Source organism: Bradyrhizobium centrolobii (genome assembly GCF_001641635.1).
GTDB lineage: Bacteria > Pseudomonadota > Alphaproteobacteria > Rhizobiales > Xanthobacteraceae > Bradyrhizobium > Bradyrhizobium centrolobii.
Genome location: NZ_LUUB01000023.1, coordinates 12007 through 27942, shown reverse-complemented (window position 1 = coordinate 27942; position 15936 = coordinate 12007). Strand labels below are relative to the sequence as shown.

Below are 15936 nucleotides of genomic sequence, written 5' to 3'. Positions count from 1 at the left end.
GACTGGCTGCGGCGACGCGTTCCAGGCTCACGTCATCTCCTATGCCGACGACTTCGTTATCCTCAGCCGCGGTCGCGCAGTGGAGGCATTAGCGTGGACGAAGGCGGTGATGACCAAGCTTGGGCTGACACTCAACGAGGCTAAAACTTCGCTGAGAAATGCCCGACAGGAACGCTTCGACTTCCTCGGCTACTCGTTCGGCGTGCATTGGTTTGAGGCGAACGGGAAATGGTATCTGGGCGCGAGCCCGTCCAAGAAGAGTGTACAGCGGCTCAAGACAAGGGTCGGCGAGCTTCTGGTGCCAAGCAATATCGATCCATGGCCGGAAGTACGTGACAAGCTGAACAGGTCACTGCGAGGCTGGTCCAACTACTTTGGCTACGGCTCGCGGAGCAAGGCATACCGTAGCGTCGACCAATACGTCTTTGAACGTGTGCGCAGGTTCCTCGCGCGAAGGCACAAGGTGCAAGGGCGCGGCAATCGCCGATTCATATTCGATGTCATCCATCGAGAACTCGGCGTTCTGTGCCTCCAACGCTTGCCCCGAGCGGCCACGTCGCGTGCCTCGCGGTGAAGCCAGCCGGAAAGCCGGATGCCGGAAATCGGCACGTCCGGTTTGATGAGCGGGGATGGGAAACGGGGCGATGGCCAAGGGGCCCCCAAGCTACCGCGCCCATCCTCGACTCTACCGAAACCGACTTTGCCGTTCGATTGCCCTGCGTCAACAAGTGCTCTCTCTCGCAGCTGCAAGGTCGGGTAGATTGTTAGCGCCTGCGCTGGAGGTGGGCCGCGCCGAAAATCCGTTCGGGCGAATGGGCAGCGACATTGCCGAAAGGGGGGCACCGCAATTTCAGGAAACCATCCTACCGCTGATTTTCCACCATCCATACCGCGCGGGTCCGCGCTCGGAGGTGCTAAAGTCAAACGAGAAACTACAATCAATCGGCACTCGTCCGTGCGGTTCCGCGCCTTCTGGTCATAGCCCACGTCATTGGCAGACACGGGAGGTAGCAAATGTCCGTAGTGCATATTTCAACTTCAATCTCGCCATCCCAAGTAAGCCGTCCCCGGCGGCAGTTTTTCTGTGATGAGATTGGGCGTCGGGAATTTGTCTGCGGCGGAGGCGCTAGTGTCTTGAACATGATACTTGCGACGCTTCTTGCCGGCTCCAAACCGGTCAGGGCCGCGGAGGCCGTCACCGGATCGGTACCTGAGCTCGACCGCGTCGCAGTTCGGATCGTGATTGATAGCTATCAGTTCGCGGTCGCTCCGAGCAGGAAGCTGCCCGGCCTTGATGTCCAGAACTTTGGCTGGGGTCTCGGCGACAAGCCGCCGCGCAGAACGCTGATCAGCGAATTCGGCCTCGCGATGCAGGTCGAGTCGCGGCGCGGCAATGAGACGCGCAATATCCTGATTGATTTTGGCTTCACGCCGGAAGCGCTTCTCAACAATACGAATCTGCTTGGCATTGATCCCGCGGCCATCGACGCACTCGTGCTCAGCCACGGGCACCTGGATCACTTTGGCGGTCTCGTTGGCTTCTTGCAGGCCCATAACGGCAAGCTAAAGCCTAAATTGCCGTTGTTTGTCGGCGGCGAAGGGTGCTTCTGCGCGCGCGAGTGGACCGGCCCGCCGGTCCGCGGCAGCTTCGGCGTTATCGATCGCAAAGCACTCGAGGAGGTCGACGTCGCCGTCGCCTACGCGGAAAGACCTACCCTGGTTGCCGATCACGCCCTGACCACCGGGCAGATCAGCCCGAAGAGCTTCGAGAAGGTGCTGTCACCGAGCGCAATGACCATCGGTTTCGACCGAGGCGTCGGCTGTCACCCGGAGCGCCTCAGCGAGGCGGAACGCAGTGCACCTGTCGTACCGGATCAATTCCAGCACGAGATCGCGACGGCGTTCAATCTAAAAGGACGCGGGCTTATTGTCTTGACCTCATGCAGCCACCGCGGCGTGGTCAACGCGATCAGGCAGGCTCAAGCCGCCTCCGGTGTCGAAAAAATTCATGCGGTGATCGGGGGCTTTCATCTAGCGCCTTATCAGGAGGAATACGTTCGAGATACAGTCAAGGCACTCCAGGAAATCGATCCGACTTATGTCGTTCCACTGCATTGTACGGGCGAGCCCTTTTACGAAATCGCGCGGGCTACGATCCCGGCGAAGCTCTTACGCTCGTACACGGGCACTCGTCTGGTTTTCGAAGCTTGAGCGGAACCTTTCGGTTGCGCGATATTCGTTCGTGGCCCAACTCTGACGACTTGATGGTCCGTACTCTCGCGACGGAGGGGTTTTTGCTGGCAGCGTCCGGTTTTGGCCCGTTGCGACATTTTGCTGCTCCTGCACAAAAGCGGTCATAATTGGAGCGAAGCGGACATGACCCATGAGTGCGCGCCCTAGCTGCGGTAGTAGCGCCACATCCTCAGGAACGTGCGATGGATCGTGTCGGGCGGCTGATCGAACGGCTCGACATTGATCCGCACCATGTTGGTGTGGCTCATCCGCCAGGGCAGGCGCATCAGCCAGCGCCAGGATGGCTGCTTGCGCCAGTCGACGACCAGCGCGCTCGTCAGCGGAGCGTTCAGCACGATCTGGAGTTCATGCACCGTCATGGCGCGTTCGGCGATCTCGATGAGGTCGATGCGCTCGATGGCGCGCCACCGGATCAGGCCGAAGGCCTGGATGAAGATTCCGTATTGGTTGGCACCGAGGGTGGGCCGTCCGGTCTCAAGCAGCGGAATGTTGTAGTAGGTGAATCCGGCCGCAAGCGCTGCGAGCGCAAGCCAATAAAGTGCGCCGGTGACGAACGCAGCGGCGCAGAAGATCGCTGCGAGGGCTGCCGTGATGTAGACGGGAAAATAGGTGTCGTCGCGGCTATAGGCGACCGAGTAGCCACCGACATTTCCCTCGTCCATGGGTGCGATCATGGACGTGAAAGCTACGACCATCGGCCGCAAATAAAAACGGGGCCGCAAGGGCCCCGCCAAAGTCCTTCAGCGTTCCGCGATCTTACTTGATCTTGGCTTCGCGGAATTCGACGTGCTTGCGCGCAACCGGGTCGTACTTCTTCTTGACCAGCTTGTCGGTCATGGTGCGCGAATTCTTCTTGGCGACGTAGTAGAAGCCGGTGTCAGCCGAGGACACGAGCTTGACCTTGATGGTGACCGCTTTGGCCATGTTCAGGACCTCTAGAGAATAGGGGATTGAGGAGCCGGCCAAACGGCCCGCGTTGGCCGGCAACCTAGCCACAAACCGCCGGAAGTCAAGGTTTCAGGGCCAGAAAACCGCTCGATTCGGCCCGATCAGGCCTCGAAGAACCGGTTTTTCGGCCGCGGCAGGCCCAGATTCTCCCTCAAAGTGGCCCCTTCGTACTCTTTGCGGAAAATCCCGCGCCGCTGGAGCTCCGGCACCACCTTGTCGACGAAATCGTCGAGGCCCGCGGGCAGGAACGGGAACATGATGTTGAATCCGTCAGAGCCGCGGCCGACCAGCCATTCCTCCATCTGGTCGGCGATGGTCTTGGCGGTGCCGACGAAGGAGAGCCCGCCATAGCCGCCGACGCGCTGGGCGAGCTGGCGCACGGTCAGCTTGTCACGGGCGGCGACATCGACCAGCCGCTGCCGGCCGCTCTTGCTGGCGTTGGTCTCGGGAATCGGCGGCAGCGGGCCGTCCGGATCGAAGCCCGAAGCGTCCGTGCCGAGGATCACGGAGAGCGAAGCGATGGCGCTGTCGTAATGCACGCGGCCGTCGAGCAGCGCGCGCTTCTCCTTCGCCTCGTCGACGCTGTCGCCGACCACGACGAAGGCACCGGGCAGGATCTTCAGGTGCTCGGGATCGCGGCCAATCTTCTCCATGCGGCCCTTGATGTCGGCATAAAGTTTTTGCGCGTCGGCGAGACTGCCGCCGCCGGTGAACACGGCTTCCGCGGTCTCGGCCGCGAGCTGCTTGCCGTCTTCCGAGGCGCCGGCCTGCACGATCACCGGCCAACCCTGCACCGGGCGGGCGATGTTGAGGGGACCGCGCACCTTGAGATATTTGCCCTTGTGGTCGAGCACGTGCATCTTCGACGGCTCGAAGAACAGGCCTTGCTCGACATCGCGCACGAAGGCGTCGTCGGCGAAGGAGTCCCACAGGCCCGTGACGACATCGTAGAATTCGCGCGCGCGCTTGTAGCGCTCGGCATGCTCCATGTGGTCGTCGAGGCCGAAATTCAGCGCCGCGTCCGGATTCGAGGTAGTGACGATGTTCCAGCCGGCGCGGCCGCCGCTGAGATGGTCGAGCGAGGCAAAGCGGCGCGCCACGTGATAGGGCTCATCGAACGTGGTCGATCCCGTCGCGATCAGGCCGATCCGCTCGGTGACGGCCGACAGCGCCGACAGCAGCGTGAACGGCTCGAACGAGGTCACGGTGTGGCTGCGCTTCAGCGCGTTGATCGGCATGTTCAGCACGGCGAGGTGATCGGCCATGAAGAAGGCGTCGAACTTGCCGGCCTCGAGCTTCCTGATCAGCTGCTTGATGTGACCGAAATTGAAGTTGGCGTCCGGCCAAGCCCCCGGATAGCGCCAGGCGCCGGTGTGGATGCTGATCGGGCGCATGAACGCGCCAAGCTTGAGTTGCCGTTGTGCCATCGCCCCGTGTCCGTTCTGGGTGTCGGTCGACATGACATAGGTGTGGCCGCCGTCGGCGCCACTGGGGCAGTGCGGAACAATTTTTCGTTTTTTGGCCCTGCTTCAGTGCGATTGTCATTCCGCGGCGCGCGCCAGGTGGCGCGCCCCGGAATGACGCGGAGAGAGCCCTCCTATGCTTCGAACCAATCGGCCGGTCGATCCGACCAAGCCACGACTTCGGCCCGTGAGGAGGCTTGGAATGGCAGGCGCAATGACGGTGGACGGCACTATTCGGATCGACCGGCCCATGCCCTGGATCGGCCGGCTGCTGTCGCTGCCGCTGCTGGCGGCAAGCGCCTATCTGCTCTGGAATGTCGCCCTCGGTCTGCGACAGGACTTTTCCGGTTTCGGCCGATTGGCCGATGATCTGGTGCCTGTGCTCGTGTTCACGGGCCTGGGGCTCCTCGTCGGCATACCCGGGCTGATCCTGCTCACGTTTCGCTACTTCGTCGTTCTCAACGAGTCGCTGCGCCAGATCGTCATCACCAGGCAGTTCGGCCCGCTGAATATTCGCAGCCAGCGCGATCTCGCCGACTATCACTTCATCAGCATCACCGACGATTACGATCCGCAGCTGACGACGTATGACGTCAACCTCTGCGGCGACAAGGGGACCGCGCCGATCACGCTGTCGAGCTTCACCAAGCGCGAAGAGGCGAACAGGCTCGCAAACGAACTCGGTCGCCTCCTCAAACTTCCGGCGCGCGACTATGTCGGCACCGAGCCCGACGCGGGTGAAGACAGCGAGGGCTGAGATTCCTGTTTTGACGCGTTTTCTTGACGCGAACCGGTATCCACTTCGCTTGAAAACGCTCTAGCTCAAAATATCCTTCTGCATCTTGCCGCCGTAGAAATGGAAGAACGGCACGGGCGCATCGTGGCGCAGCGGGCCGGTGGCGAGGCGCGTGTCGAGCTCGTTGAGCACGTTGCGCGTCATCGGGTGCAGGTCGGCGAGCGGCTTTGAGCCGAGCTCGACCCAGACGAGTTCGACGAGCTCGGCATCCGGATGCACCACGCCCTCGACGCGGTGGGCAATCGTGGAGGCATCCGCGGTGAAGAAGCGGGTATCGAAGCGCTTGACGCGGCCTGGCGGGGTGATGGCGCGCGCGATCAGGAACAGGCCGGAGGGATCAGGCAAAAGGCCAGCGTCCGCGAACGGCTTCCACGGACCCTCGAGCTTGGGCACCTTGCCCTCGGCCTTGCAGCCGAGGCAGAGGCCTGTCTCCTCGCAGGCTTCGCGGATCGCGGCGATGGCCAGCGACTTCGCGCGCGAGGCAGGCGTCTTCGGGCTGCCTTTGGCGAGATTGGCTTCCAGCTCGGCGGTGATCGGCGCGGCACACGGCACACGATAGTCATCCTTGTCGACGCGGCCGCCGGGGAAGACGAACTTGCCGGGCATGAATACGACGTTGTCGTGGCGCTTGCCGACCAAAACTTTCGGGATGGCACCGCTGCGATCGACCAGGATCAGCGTCGCGGCATCCCTGGGCCGGAAATAGGGATGGTGATCGGGCTCCTTCTCGTCGTGAACCTTCTCTCTCTCCGCCTGCGCTGTATCCGTCATTTCCTCACCCAAAACTGTCTTTGTTTATTTTGATTACACCGGCGGAATACCATCCGGTGGGTTGTCGTCAAAGCCGTGCATGCGCAGAGCCCATTGCAGGCCGACCACGGCGCCCTTCACCGGCTGCAACAGTCCAAGCGACGCCAAGAACGTGAAGGGCAGATAGGCCGCGAAGGTCAGCCAGACCGGCGTCGAATAGTTGGTCTCGATCCAAAGAATGGTCGGCACCACGATGTGACCGACGATGACGATCACGAGATAGGCGGGGAGGTCGTCGGCGCGATGCGGCGTGAAGTCGAGGCCGCACACCGCGCAATTGTCGGCGGTCTTGAGAAAGGCGCGGAACAGCTTGCCTTCACCGCAGCGCGGGCAACGGCCGCGGAAGCCGCGCCTCATTGCACTCCAGACGTCGCGCTTCTCGACGAGGCCGGTCTCACGCGTCCAGATTTTCGGGGCGGTGCTCATCATCGCGTCCATGCCTTGCCCTTTGCGCCTTTGCCCTTCTTCCCCTTGCCGGACTTCTTCTGCTTCTCCGGCCTGCGCTTCTTTTCCTTCTCGCTGCGTCCGGGATGCGCCTTGAACGACTTGCGCTGGGTGCGAAAATCCCTGCGGCTGCGCGGCGCGCTTTCGCCGGCCGACAGCAGCTCGAAGCGCAGCGCACCGGCAACTGGGGCCGCTTCTACCAGACGAACGTCGACGACGTCACCCAACTGGTGCATGGCACCGCTGCGCGAGCCGACCAGAGCGTGGCGGCTCTCGTCATAGTTGAAATATTCCGTGCCAAGGGATCGGATCGGGATCAGACCGTCGGCGCCGGTTTCATCCAGCTTGACGAACAAACCGGCGCGCGTGACGCCGGAGACGCGGCCCTGGAAGGTGGCGCCGATGCGGTCGGCGAGGTGATGGGCGATCAAACGGTCGACAGTCTCGCGCTCGGCCTTCATCGCGCGTCGCTCGGTCAGCGAAATATGCGCGGCAACCTCGCCAAGCGTTTCCGGCGTCTCGCTGTCGGGCAGCGCGCCTTCGCCGAGGCCCAGGGCGCGGACCAGGGCGCGATGCACGATGAGATCGGCATAGCGGCGGATCGGCGAGGTGAAATGCGCGTAGCGGCGCAGGTTCAGGCCGAAATGGCCGTAATTCTCCGCCGAGTACTCAGCCTGTGCCTGCGCGCGCAGCACCACCTCGCTCACCAGCGGGTAATAGTCGTGGCCTTCGAGCTGAGCCAGCACGCGGTTGAACATCGTCGGGCGCAACGCGCCGGCTTTCGCGAAGGGCACGTCGAGTGTTTGCAGGAATTCCTGGAGCGCGTGGACTTTTTCCAGCGTCGGCTCGTCATGCACGCGGTAGATCAGCGGCAGCGACCTCTTTTCCAGCATCTCCGCCGCCGCGACGTTGGCGAGGATCATGAACTCTTCGATCAGCTTGTGCGCGTCCAGCCGCTCCGGCACGATGACGCGATCGACCGTGCCGTCGTTCTTCAGCAGGATCTTGCGCTCGGGCAGATCGAGATTGAGCGGATCGCGCTCGTCGCGGGCGCGCTTGACGCAGGCATAGGCGGCATAGAGGGGTTTGAGGATCGGATCGAGCAGGGGGCCGGTGGTGTCGTCCGGTCGGCCGTCGATCGCGGCCTGCGCCTGTGCATAGTGCAGCTTCGCTGCCGAGCGCATCAGGATGCGATGGAACGTGTGCGAGCGCTTGCGGCCATCCGGGCCGATCACCATCCGCACCGCGAGCGCGCCGCGCGGCTCGCCCGGTACCAGCGAGCAGAGATTGTTGGAGATGCGCTCGGGCAGCATCGGCACGACGCGGTCCGGGAAATAGACGGAGTTGCCGCGGTCGAGCGCGTCGCGATCGAGCGCGGTACCCGGCCGGACGTAGAAGCTCACATCGGCGATCGCGACGTTGACGATGAAGCCGCCCTTGTTGTTGGGATCGTCATCGAGCTGCGCATGCACCGCATCGTCGTGATCCTTGGCGTCGGGCGGATCGATGGTGACGAGCGGGACGTCGCGCCAATCTTCGCGCCCCCTGAGGTTGGCCGGCTCCGCTGCCTCTGCCTCGCGCTCGGCGGCAGGCGAGAATTGCAGCGGGATGTCGTGGGCGTAGATCGCGATCAGGCTGATCGCCTTCTCCGACTTGACCGAGCCGAGCTTCTCCTTGACCCGGCCTGAGGCGAGGCCGAAGCCGCGCGAGCGGACGATGTCGACACTGACGAGATCGCCGTCCTGAGCGCCGAACGTCTCGGTCTTCGCAATGTTCAGTTCGCGGTCGGCGAACTTCTTGTCGACCGGGATCAGCCGTCCGCCGCCTTCGGGAAGGCTGCGGAAGACGCCGAGGATCCGGCTCTTGGCCTTGTCGATGACCTTGATGATGCGGCCGCGATAGGCCGGGCCTTCGGTCTCATCCGAGCGCTCGACGCGGAGCAGCGCGCGGTCGCCGACGCCCGCCGCAGTGCCCGGCTTGGGCCGGCGCGGCATCTCGATGAGGATCTTTGGCGGTTCGCCGCTTTCGACTTCGTCCCATTCGGCGGGGGAGGCGATCAACTCGCCATCCGAGTCGCGGCCGGTGATATCGGCCAGCAGCGTCGGCGGCAGGCTCTCCGGCTCTGAAATCTTGCGACGCTTTTTCTTGATGACGCCGTCGTCGGCGAGCTCGCGCAGCATGCGCTTGAGCTCGACGCGATCGGCGTTCTTCAGGCCGAACTCGCGCGCGATCTCGCGGGTTCCGACCTTTCCCTGATTTGCCTTGATGAAGGCGACGATGGCATTCCGGTCGGGAAAGCCATGGTCATTCTTGCGTTTCACTTAACCTCTAATTCTTGCCGGCACTCTTGGCCGGAGCCTTGGCAGCGGCAGATGCCTTGGTCGCCGACGTCTTGGCGGTCGACGACACGGCTGCGCGCGCCTTGCTGGTGGATTCGGATTTGGTTTTGGCCGCGGCTTTCTTCGCGGCCGGCTTCTTGGCGGCGGGTTTCTTGGTGGACTCGGGCGCGGCTCCATCGCCATCGGCGGTCTTGGTCGCCTTGGTCGCTTTCGCCTTCTTCGCCTTGGTCTTGCCGCCGCCCTTGGCGGCGCGCTCGTCGATCAGCGCGATCGCCTGCGGCAGCGTGATCGCGTCCTTCTCGATCTCGCTTGGGATCGTCGCATTGACGCCGCCGGCAGTGACGTAGGGGCCGTAACGGCCGCTCTTCACCGTGATGGTGCCGAGCGTCGGGTGATCGCCGATGGCCTTGCCGGGATCAGCGCCGAAGCGCCGGCTCGGGCCCTTCGCGGCCTTCTCGGCAATGAGCGTGACGGCGCGGTTGAGACCGATGTCGAAGACCTCGTCGCCGGCTTCAAGGCTGGCGTAGGTCTTCTCGTGCTTCACGAACGGCCCAAAGCGGCCGAGACCTGCGGTGATCGGCTGACCGGTTTCCGGGTGCCTGCCGATCTCGCGCGGCAGTGACAACAGCTTGAGCGCGAGCTCGAGGTCGACGTCGCCGGGCGAAGTGCCCTTCGGGATGCCTGCGCGTTTCGGCTTCTCGCCTTCCGCATAGTCCTTCTGCTCGCCGAGCTGGATATAGGGCCCGAAACGGCCGGCCTTGACCCAGACATCGAAGCCGGTGTCGGGATCCTGGCCGAGCGAACGGTCCGCGCTCGCCTCGCTGTCGGCGGCGAGCTGACGGGTGTAGCGGCATTCCGGATAGTTCGAGCAGCCGACGAAGGCGCCGAACTTGCCGGCCTTGAGATTCAGCCGGCCGGTGCCGCAGCTCGGGCACTGCCTGATGTCGCCGCCATCGGCGCGGGGCGGGTAGATGTGCGGCCCCAGCATCTCGTCGAGTACGTCGAGCACCTGCGCGACGCGCAGGTCCTTGATGTCGTCGACGGCGCCGATGAAGTCGCGCCAAAAGTCCTTCAGCACCTGCTGCCAGGAGATCTCGTTATTGGAGATGCGGTCGAGCTGCTCCTCGAGATCGGCGGTGAAGTCGTATTCGACGTAGCGGCTGAAGAAGCTTTCAAGGAACGCGATCACGACGCGGCCCTTGTCCTCGCCGTGCAAACGCTTCTTTTCGAGCTTGACGTAGCCGCGGTCCTTCAGGACCTGGAGGATCGAGGCGTAGGTCGAGGGCCGGCCGATGCCGAGCTCTTCCATGCGCTTGACCAGCGAGGCTTCGGAGAAGCGCGGCGGCGGCTCGGTGAAATGCTGGGTGACGGCGAGCGACTGCCGCTTCAACGCTTCGCCCGCGCTCATGCCGGGCAGGCGGCGGGAGTCTTCATCCTCCTCGTCGTCGCGGCCTTCCTGATAGAGCGCGAGGAAGCCGTCGAACTTGATGACCTGGCCAGTGGCGCGCAGCTCCAGCGTGCGACCGCCGGCTTTCGCCGTGATGTCGACGGTGGTGCGCTCGAGCTCAGCCGCTTCCATCTGGCTCGCGATGGTGCGCTTCCAGATCAGCTCGTAGAGCCTGGCCTGATCGGCATCGAGCTTGCGGGCCATAGCGGCCGGGCGGCGGGAGAGGTCGGTCGGGCGGATCGCCTCGTGCGCCTCCTGCGCGTTCTTGGCCTTGGTCTGGTACTGGCGGGGGGCATCCGGCACGTAGGCGTTGCCGTAATCCTCGCCGATCACCTTGCGCGCCTGGGTGATCGCTTCGCCTGCGATCTGTACGCCGTCGGTACGCATATAAGTAATGAGTCCGGTGGTCTCGCCGCCGATGTCGATGCCCTCATAGAGCCGCTGGGCGATCCGCATCGTGTGCGCGGGCGCAAAGCCATATTTGCGGCTGGCTTCCTGCTGGAGGGTGGAAGTGGTGAACGGGGCCTGCGGATTGCGCCGGGCCGGCTTGGCGTCGACCGCGGTGACCGCGTAGGTGGCCAGTTCCAGCGCCTTCTTGAAGTCTTCCGCTTCCGCGCCGGTGCCGATGTCGAGCCGCTGGATCTTCTTGCCATCGGCGCCGACCAGGCGCGCCTCGAAGGCTTCGCCGCGCGGCGTGAGCAGGGTCGCGATCAGCGACCAGTACTCGCGGGCTACGAATTTCTCGATCTCGAGCTCGCGGTCGCAGACGAGGCGAAGCGCCACCGACTGGACGCGGCCGGCGGAACGGGCGCCCGGCAGCTTCCGCCAGAGCACGGGGGAGAGGGTGAAGCCGACCAGATAGTCCAGCGCGCGGCGCGCCATGTAGGCGTCGACCAGCGCCCCGTCGATCTGGCGTGGATGCTTCATGGCTTCCGAGATCGCCTGCTTGGTGATGGCGTTGAACACCACGCGCTCGATCTTCTGGTCCTTCAGCGCACGCTTTTCTTTCAACACCTCCAGCACGTGCCAGGAGATGGCCTCGCCCTCACGATCGGGGTCGGTGGCCAGAATCAGGCGCTCGGCGCCCTTCAGGGACTTGGCAATGTCGTTGAGCCGGCCGGCCGCCTTGGGGTCGACCTCCCAGATCATCTTGAAATTCTCGTCCGGATCGACGGAACCGTTCTTGGCGGGGAGGTCGCGGACATGGCCGAACGAGGCCAGAACCTCGTAGGAGGAGCCCAGATACTTGTTGATCGTCTTGGCTTTCGCCGGCGACTCCACAATGACGATATTCATGTAGTTCCAGTAACTTACGGGAAAATCTTGGGCCGAATTCGGAAGGACTCGCATCGGCCGTTTCGACCCGAACATGGGTGGTGAGGCCCTCGGTGTCAAATCGAGGGGTGTTGAAAGGCGCCCAAATGGGAAAAGTTTCATATCCCGAAAGTTGTAGAATACCACCTTGGAGTTGCGATCCATGTCGGCGTAAAGTTTCCACGGGGAATGGATTCGGGTGGGGTCTGGTGACAAAGCCAGGTAGGAAACGAGCGCGCGCCGCGTCAGGCGTGCAGGGACGCTCGCGTAGCGAGGAACCGGGGGAAGGCGGGGCGGATGAGGCGGTTGCCTTCATCGCGGAGCAGGTGGCGGCATTGCGCACGCTCGCCGAGCGCCACAAGCTGGATGTGCTGCATTATCTCCTGGGCATGACGCAGCTCGAAGCCGACGATCATTTGAGGCTGCGCACCAAGCGCAAGCTGTCGTGAGCTAACGGTCGTATCAGACCGTACCCGTCATCCTCCGCGAGCGCGAAGCGCTCGTCACTGGCGGTACGAGCCATGCGGCGCCAAGCGGCGCATGGGGAGCCTCGAAGGATGAGCGGACGGGATGGAGCCGGGCCGTCGCCCTTCGAGACTCGTCCTCCGCCGCAGGACGAGCACCTCAGGATGACGGCGAGAGAGTTGAGCGCGCTGCTTCACGCCCGTCATTGCGAGCGCAGCGAAGCAATCCAGGATCCCGCCGCGGCAAGACTCTGGATTGCTCCGCCGTGCTCGCAATGACGGTGTGGTAGCAGTTGGGTCTCAACCGGCAGACCGTCGCCGTGGCGCCGGCCGCGGCTTCAGCGTGGTGTCGGCCATGTTCAGCACCCGCCCGTCCTCCGCGCGCAGTTCGAGCTTCCGCACGGGGCGGCCCTTGTCGCGATCGACCAGGACGGTTGCGATCTCCTCGGGGTTGTCGTCAAACTCCTCGCTCCATTGCCGGAGCGCGACCAGGATCGGAAAGACGCCGCGGCCCTTCGGCGTCAGCACATATTCCTGGTAGGCGCTGCCGTCGGAGGCGGGGGCGGTCGCCAGGATGCCGTGATCGACCAGCGAGCGCAGCCGCACGGCCAGGATGTTCTTTGCCATCCCGAGCTTGTTCTGAAACTCGCCGAAGCGGCGCAGGCCGAACAGCGCCTCGCGGATGATCAGGAGCGACCACCAGTCGCCGATCGCCTCCAGCGACCGTGCGATAGGGCAGGTGTCGCCCGCAAAACTCGTTCGTTTCACCATCGTCTCGGTCCCGTCGCGTCCGCCAGGTTTTGGCATCGATCACGCGCTCGTGTGGTTGCATTATAAAACCATTTGCCCTAGATGGCAATTCAGTTTCATTATGCAACCACTGGAGGCGAGCGTGAGACTGAAGGACAAGACGGCATTCATCACCGGCGGCAACAGCGGCATCGGACTTGCGACGGCAAAGCTGTTCGTGGCCGAGGGCGCCAAGGTGACGATCACCGGGCGCAACAAGGAGACGCTGGCGGCTGCCGCGAAGGAGCTCGGCCCGAACGGGCTCGCGGTCGAAGCCGACATCAACGACGTCGCTGCTACCGAGAAGGCGATCGCGCAAGCTGTCGAGAAATTCGGCAAGCTCGACATCGTGTTCGCCAATGCCGGCATCCCCGGCAACACGCCGGTCGGCGGCACCACGCTTGCGGCCTTCGAGCAGGTGATCCGCACCAATCTCACCGCGGTCTTCTTTACCGTGCAGGCGGCATCGCCGCATCTCAATGACGGCGCATCCATCATCCTCAACGGTTCGGTGATTTCCGTGCTCGGCAATCCCGGCTATGCGGCCTACGCCGCGAGCAAGGCCGGCGTGCGCGGAATGGCGCGCGTGATCGCCTCGGAGCTGTCGCCGCGCGGAATCCGCGTCAATGTCGTCGCGCCGGGCGCGATCCGCACGCCGATCTGGAAGGGTGCAGCGCCAACGGAACAGGCTTTTGCGGTGCTGGAGAACCGCATCGGCAAGTCGACTCCGCTCGGACGAATGGGTGAAGCGGATCACATTGCGAAGACCGTGCTGTTCCTCGCGTCTGACGATTCCGCGCATGTCACCAGCGCCGAAATCTTCGTCGACGGTGGTGCCACCGGCGCGCCCGCGGGCGCTCCGATCTATCGCGGTTGATCAACTCTGATGAAAATTGAAGCGGCCGGTCGCGCCAGGCAATGGTTGCGCCGGCCGGTTGTTGTGTCTCGAGAGCTGTATTTTCTGAACCTTGCGTGATGCGTTGAACCTTCGCGCAAGCTGCACAGACATTTCTACGGGCGTGGGGTCATAAGACCCATTTGAGGGAGCCCGTTATGTCAAAAGCAGCTCGCATTTTTTCTTCGATTTCAGCACCGCGTATTTACACCGAAAAATCCGCTATTCCGGCGAAGCGTTCCGACAGCTCCGAACTGGTGGCGGTTGCCATCTTCTCCGGTATCGGCCTGTTCGTCTCGCTGATCGCCGTCATCCTGGGCATGCAGGGCTTCTGGTTTTAGCTTCACCTGGTCCCGCAGCGCCGGCTGCCGCCGCCAGGTGACGGCGGCAGATGGAGCTTGCGTTGGTCTAGGCCGCGCGCAGGCTGGTGGCGGCCTCGAGCGCGCCCNCCCGCCAGCGCCTTTTCGCGATGCTCCGGTCCTACCTGGATGCCGTCGGCAATGATGAACTCGGGATTGATGCCGATGAAGCCGAACACGCCGCGCAAGTAAGTTTCGAGATGCTCGAGCGCGGCGAGCGGCGTGCCCGCGCCATAGTAGCCGCCGCGTGAGATCGCCAGGATCACGCGCTTGCCGCCAGCGAGACCCTGCGGTCCGTTCGCCCCGTAGCTGAACGTCTTACCCGCCACCACGATGCGGTCGATCCAGGCCTTGAGCTGGCTCGGGATCGTGAAATTGTACATGGGCGCGCCGATCACGACGATGTCGGCAGCAAGGAACTCGTCGAGCGCGGCCGCGCCGGCCGCAAGGTCGGGGCCGAGTTCAGTCGGCGCGGGCGCGCCTTGCGCGGCGGCGAGGTGGGAACCCGAGAGATGGGCCAGCGGGGTCTGGCTCAGGTCGCGATAGACGATGTCGAGCGACGGCGTTGCCTGCTTCAGCCGGTCGACGATGGCGGCGGAAACCTGCCGGCTGACGGAGTGGGGGCCGAGTACGCTGGAGTCGATATGGAGGAGTTTCATTTGGGATCACCCTGGTATAGGTTTGTAACCAGCGCTACATGAGTGACTATCGAAATCCCCGCAAGAACGCACTTTTTTGAGCCATGGGCACATCTTTGAAACTGACACACACCCCTTTGCCTGCTTCGCCGGCACCAGATCCCAACCATGCGGACTGCCGCGGGGTCGCCTCCGTGCTGTCGCGCGTCGGCGACAAATGGAGCGTTTTCGTCATCATGATGCTGGGTGACGGGCCGAAGCGCTTCAACGAGCTCAAGCGCATGATCAACGGCATCTCGCAGCGGATGCTGACCCTGACCTTGCGCGGGCTGGAGCGCGACGGCCTCGTCACCCGCACGATCTTCCCGACCATTCCGCCGCGCGTGGATTATGAATTGACCGATCTCGGTCGTGGACTGCAGCAGCCTGTGATGGCGCTCGGGCAATGGGCGATTGAGCACCAGGAGCAGATTGCGGCAGCGCGTACGCGCTTCGACGAGCGCAACGAGCCCTAAATCAACGACACCAGCCCGCCGCCGTGACGCTCGAGCTTTCCGGCAAGCTCGAGCTCCAAGAGTACGGTGCGCACGATGGCTGGCGAGGCACCGGACATCCGCACGAGATCATCGATCGAGATCGGCGTGGGGCCGAGCAGGCCGGTGATCTGATCGCGGTCGTGTGCCTGCGGATCGCTCTCGAACGGCTCGCTGTCGGGCTCGCCGGCCGGATGCATCAACGGCCGCTCCATGATCGGCTGCACCGCGTTGATGACGTCGGCAGCTTCCGTGACCAACGTCGCGCCCTGCTTGATCAAATCATTGGTGCCGGCAGCGCGCGGGTCGAGCGGCGAGCCCGGCACCGCAAACACTTCGCGGCCCTGTTCGGCCGCCATGCGCGCGGTGATCAGCGAGCCCGAACGGTGCGCGGCCTCCACCACGACAACGCCGAGCGAAGCACCGGAGATCAGCCGGTTGCGG

General features: G+C 63.7%; 17 protein-coding genes. 7 read left to right on the top strand and 10 right to left on the bottom strand.

What is annotated here, in order from left to right; all coding sequences use genetic code 11:
• Both AYJ54_RS04095 and AYJ54_RS04090 read left to right on the top strand, forming a co-directional pair.
• On the top strand, window positions 1–574 hold a 574-nt coding region (locus AYJ54_RS04095; protein WP_283808620.1), incomplete at its 5' end, for a group II intron maturase-specific domain-containing protein.
• Window positions 575–1140: 566 nt separating this feature from the next.
• Window positions 1141–2211 (top strand): MBL fold metallo-hydrolase, encoded by a 1071-nt coding sequence (locus tag AYJ54_RS04090; RefSeq protein ID WP_245328876.1) that lies wholly within the window; start codon window positions 1141–1143, stop codon window positions 2209–2211.
• A 185-nt stretch (window positions 2212–2396) separates the two neighbouring features.
• On the opposite strand, the gene AYJ54_RS04085 is transcribed toward AYJ54_RS04090, so the two are convergent.
• The 3 genes from AYJ54_RS04085 to AYJ54_RS04075 all read right to left on the bottom strand — a co-directional run bounded on the left by AYJ54_RS04085 (window position 2397) and on the right by AYJ54_RS04075 (window position 4628).
• Window positions 2397–2915, bottom strand: a complete 519-nt coding sequence (locus tag AYJ54_RS04085; protein ID WP_245328874.1) for a hypothetical protein — start codon at window positions 2913–2915, stop codon at window positions 2397–2399.
• Between the two features lie 94 nt (window positions 2916–3009).
• Window positions 3010–3177 (bottom strand): 50S ribosomal protein L33, encoded by a 168-nt coding sequence (gene rpmG / locus AYJ54_RS04080; RefSeq protein WP_007603295.1) that lies wholly within the window; start codon window positions 3175–3177, stop codon window positions 3010–3012.
• Between the two features lie 125 nt (window positions 3178–3302).
• Entirely contained in the window at window positions 3303–4628 is a 1326-nt protein-coding gene (locus AYJ54_RS04075) for an LLM class flavin-dependent oxidoreductase (protein ID WP_063696723.1), read from the bottom strand.
• 238 nt (window positions 4629–4866) lie between these two features.
• Between AYJ54_RS04075 and AYJ54_RS04070 the strand changes: the two genes are divergently transcribed.
• Window positions 4867–5421, top strand: coding sequence for a hypothetical protein (locus tag AYJ54_RS04070; RefSeq protein ID WP_063696710.1), 555 nt, complete (start codon window positions 4867–4869; stop codon window positions 5419–5421).
• A 60-nt stretch (window positions 5422–5481) separates the two neighbouring features.
• On the opposite strand, the gene AYJ54_RS04065 is transcribed toward AYJ54_RS04070, so the two are convergent.
• From AYJ54_RS04065 to topA, 4 genes are read right to left on the bottom strand one after another with little or no spacing between them, the layout of a single operon-like run.
• The gene (locus AYJ54_RS04065; protein ID WP_063696708.1) at window positions 5482–6231 is read right to left on the bottom strand and encodes an NUDIX hydrolase; all 750 of its coding nucleotides are present in this window, start codon (window positions 6229–6231) and stop codon (window positions 5482–5484) included.
• A 33-nt stretch (window positions 6232–6264) separates the two neighbouring features.
• Window positions 6265–6699, bottom strand: coding sequence for a DUF983 domain-containing protein (locus AYJ54_RS04060; protein WP_063696706.1), 435 nt, complete (start codon window positions 6697–6699; stop codon window positions 6265–6267).
• Entirely contained in the window at window positions 6696–9035 is a 2340-nt protein-coding gene (gene rnr, locus AYJ54_RS04055; protein WP_063696705.1) for a ribonuclease R, read from the bottom strand. Before rnr ends, AYJ54_RS04060 begins: the two co-directional genes overlap by 4 nt.
• 7 nt (window positions 9036–9042) lie before the next feature.
• Window positions 9043–11796: a type I DNA topoisomerase gene (gene topA / locus AYJ54_RS04050; protein WP_063696703.1), complete on the bottom strand. Its 2754-nt coding sequence runs from the start codon at window positions 11794–11796 to the stop codon at window positions 9043–9045.
• A 227-nt stretch (window positions 11797–12023) separates the two neighbouring features.
• Between topA and AYJ54_RS04045 the strand changes: the two genes are divergently transcribed.
• On the top strand, window positions 12024–12263 hold the full coding sequence (locus AYJ54_RS04045) for a hypothetical protein (RefSeq protein WP_063696702.1): 240 nt from the start codon (window positions 12024–12026) through the stop codon (window positions 12261–12263).
• A 315-nt stretch (window positions 12264–12578) separates the two neighbouring features.
• On the opposite strand, the gene AYJ54_RS04040 is transcribed toward AYJ54_RS04045, so the two are convergent.
• Window positions 12579–13049 (bottom strand): winged helix-turn-helix transcriptional regulator, encoded by a 471-nt coding sequence (locus AYJ54_RS04040; RefSeq protein WP_063696720.1) that lies wholly within the window; start codon window positions 13047–13049, stop codon window positions 12579–12581.
• A 121-nt stretch (window positions 13050–13170) separates the two neighbouring features.
• Between AYJ54_RS04040 and AYJ54_RS04035 the strand changes: the two genes are divergently transcribed.
• Complete coding sequence (locus tag AYJ54_RS04035) at window positions 13171–13944, top strand: SDR family NAD(P)-dependent oxidoreductase (RefSeq protein WP_063696721.1); 774 nt, start codon at window positions 13171–13173, stop codon at window positions 13942–13944.
• Between the two features lie 176 nt (window positions 13945–14120).
• Entirely contained in the window at window positions 14121–14303 is a 183-nt protein-coding gene (locus tag AYJ54_RS04030; protein WP_063696700.1) for a hypothetical protein, read from the top strand.
• A 108-nt stretch (window positions 14304–14411) separates the two neighbouring features.
• Here AYJ54_RS04030 and AYJ54_RS04025 read toward each other — a convergent pair.
• Window positions 14412–14980, bottom strand: a 569-nt coding sequence (locus tag AYJ54_RS04025) for an FMN-dependent NADH-azoreductase (RefSeq protein WP_136623424.1), incomplete at its 3' end; no start/stop codon positions are given.
• A gap of 83 nt (window positions 14981–15063) precedes the next feature.
• Between AYJ54_RS04025 and AYJ54_RS04020 the strand changes: the two genes are divergently transcribed.
• Window positions 15064–15474, top strand: a complete 411-nt coding sequence (locus AYJ54_RS04020; protein WP_063696698.1) for a winged helix-turn-helix transcriptional regulator — start codon at window positions 15064–15066, stop codon at window positions 15472–15474.
• Here the strand turns inward: AYJ54_RS04020 and AYJ54_RS51915 are convergent.
• Window positions 15471–15936, bottom strand: a 466-nt coding sequence (locus AYJ54_RS51915) for a DNA-processing protein DprA (RefSeq protein ID WP_245328873.1), incomplete at its 5' end; no start/stop codon positions are given. The genes AYJ54_RS04020 and AYJ54_RS51915 overlap by 4 nt on opposite strands.

Coding starts and splice junctions, on each gene's coding strand:
- AYJ54_RS04090 (WP_245328876.1), top strand. CDS start 1,141: ATGATACTTGCGACGCTTCTTGCCGGCTCCAAACCGGTCAGGGCCGCG.
- AYJ54_RS04085 (WP_245328874.1), bottom strand. CDS start 2,915: ATGGACGAGGGAAATGTCGGTGGCTACTCGGTCGCCTATAGCCGCGAC.
- rpmG (WP_007603295.1), bottom strand. CDS start 3,177: ATGGCCAAAGCGGTCACCATCAAGGTCAAGCTCGTGTCCTCGGCTGAC.
- AYJ54_RS04075 (WP_063696723.1), bottom strand. CDS start 4,628: ATGGCACAACGGCAACTCAAGCTTGGCGCGTTCATGCGCCCGATCAGC.
- AYJ54_RS04070 (WP_063696710.1), top strand. CDS start 4,867: ATGGCAGGCGCAATGACGGTGGACGGCACTATTCGGATCGACCGGCCC.
- AYJ54_RS04065 (WP_063696708.1), bottom strand. CDS start 6,231: ATGACGGATACAGCGCAGGCGGAGAGAGAGAAGGTTCACGACGAGAAG.
- AYJ54_RS04060 (WP_063696706.1), bottom strand. CDS start 6,699: ATGATGAGCACCGCCCCGAAAATCTGGACGCGTGAGACCGGCCTCGTC.
- topA (WP_063696703.1), bottom strand. CDS start 11,796: ATGAATATCGTCATTGTGGAGTCGCCGGCGAAAGCCAAGACGATCAAC.
- AYJ54_RS04040 (WP_063696720.1), bottom strand. CDS start 13,049: ATGGTGAAACGAACGAGTTTTGCGGGCGACACCTGCCCTATCGCACGG.
- AYJ54_RS04030 (WP_063696700.1), top strand. CDS start 14,121: ATGTCAAAAGCAGCTCGCATTTTTTCTTCGATTTCAGCACCGCGTATT.
- AYJ54_RS04020 (WP_063696698.1), top strand. CDS start 15,064: ATGGGCACATCTTTGAAACTGACACACACCCCTTTGCCTGCTTCGCCG.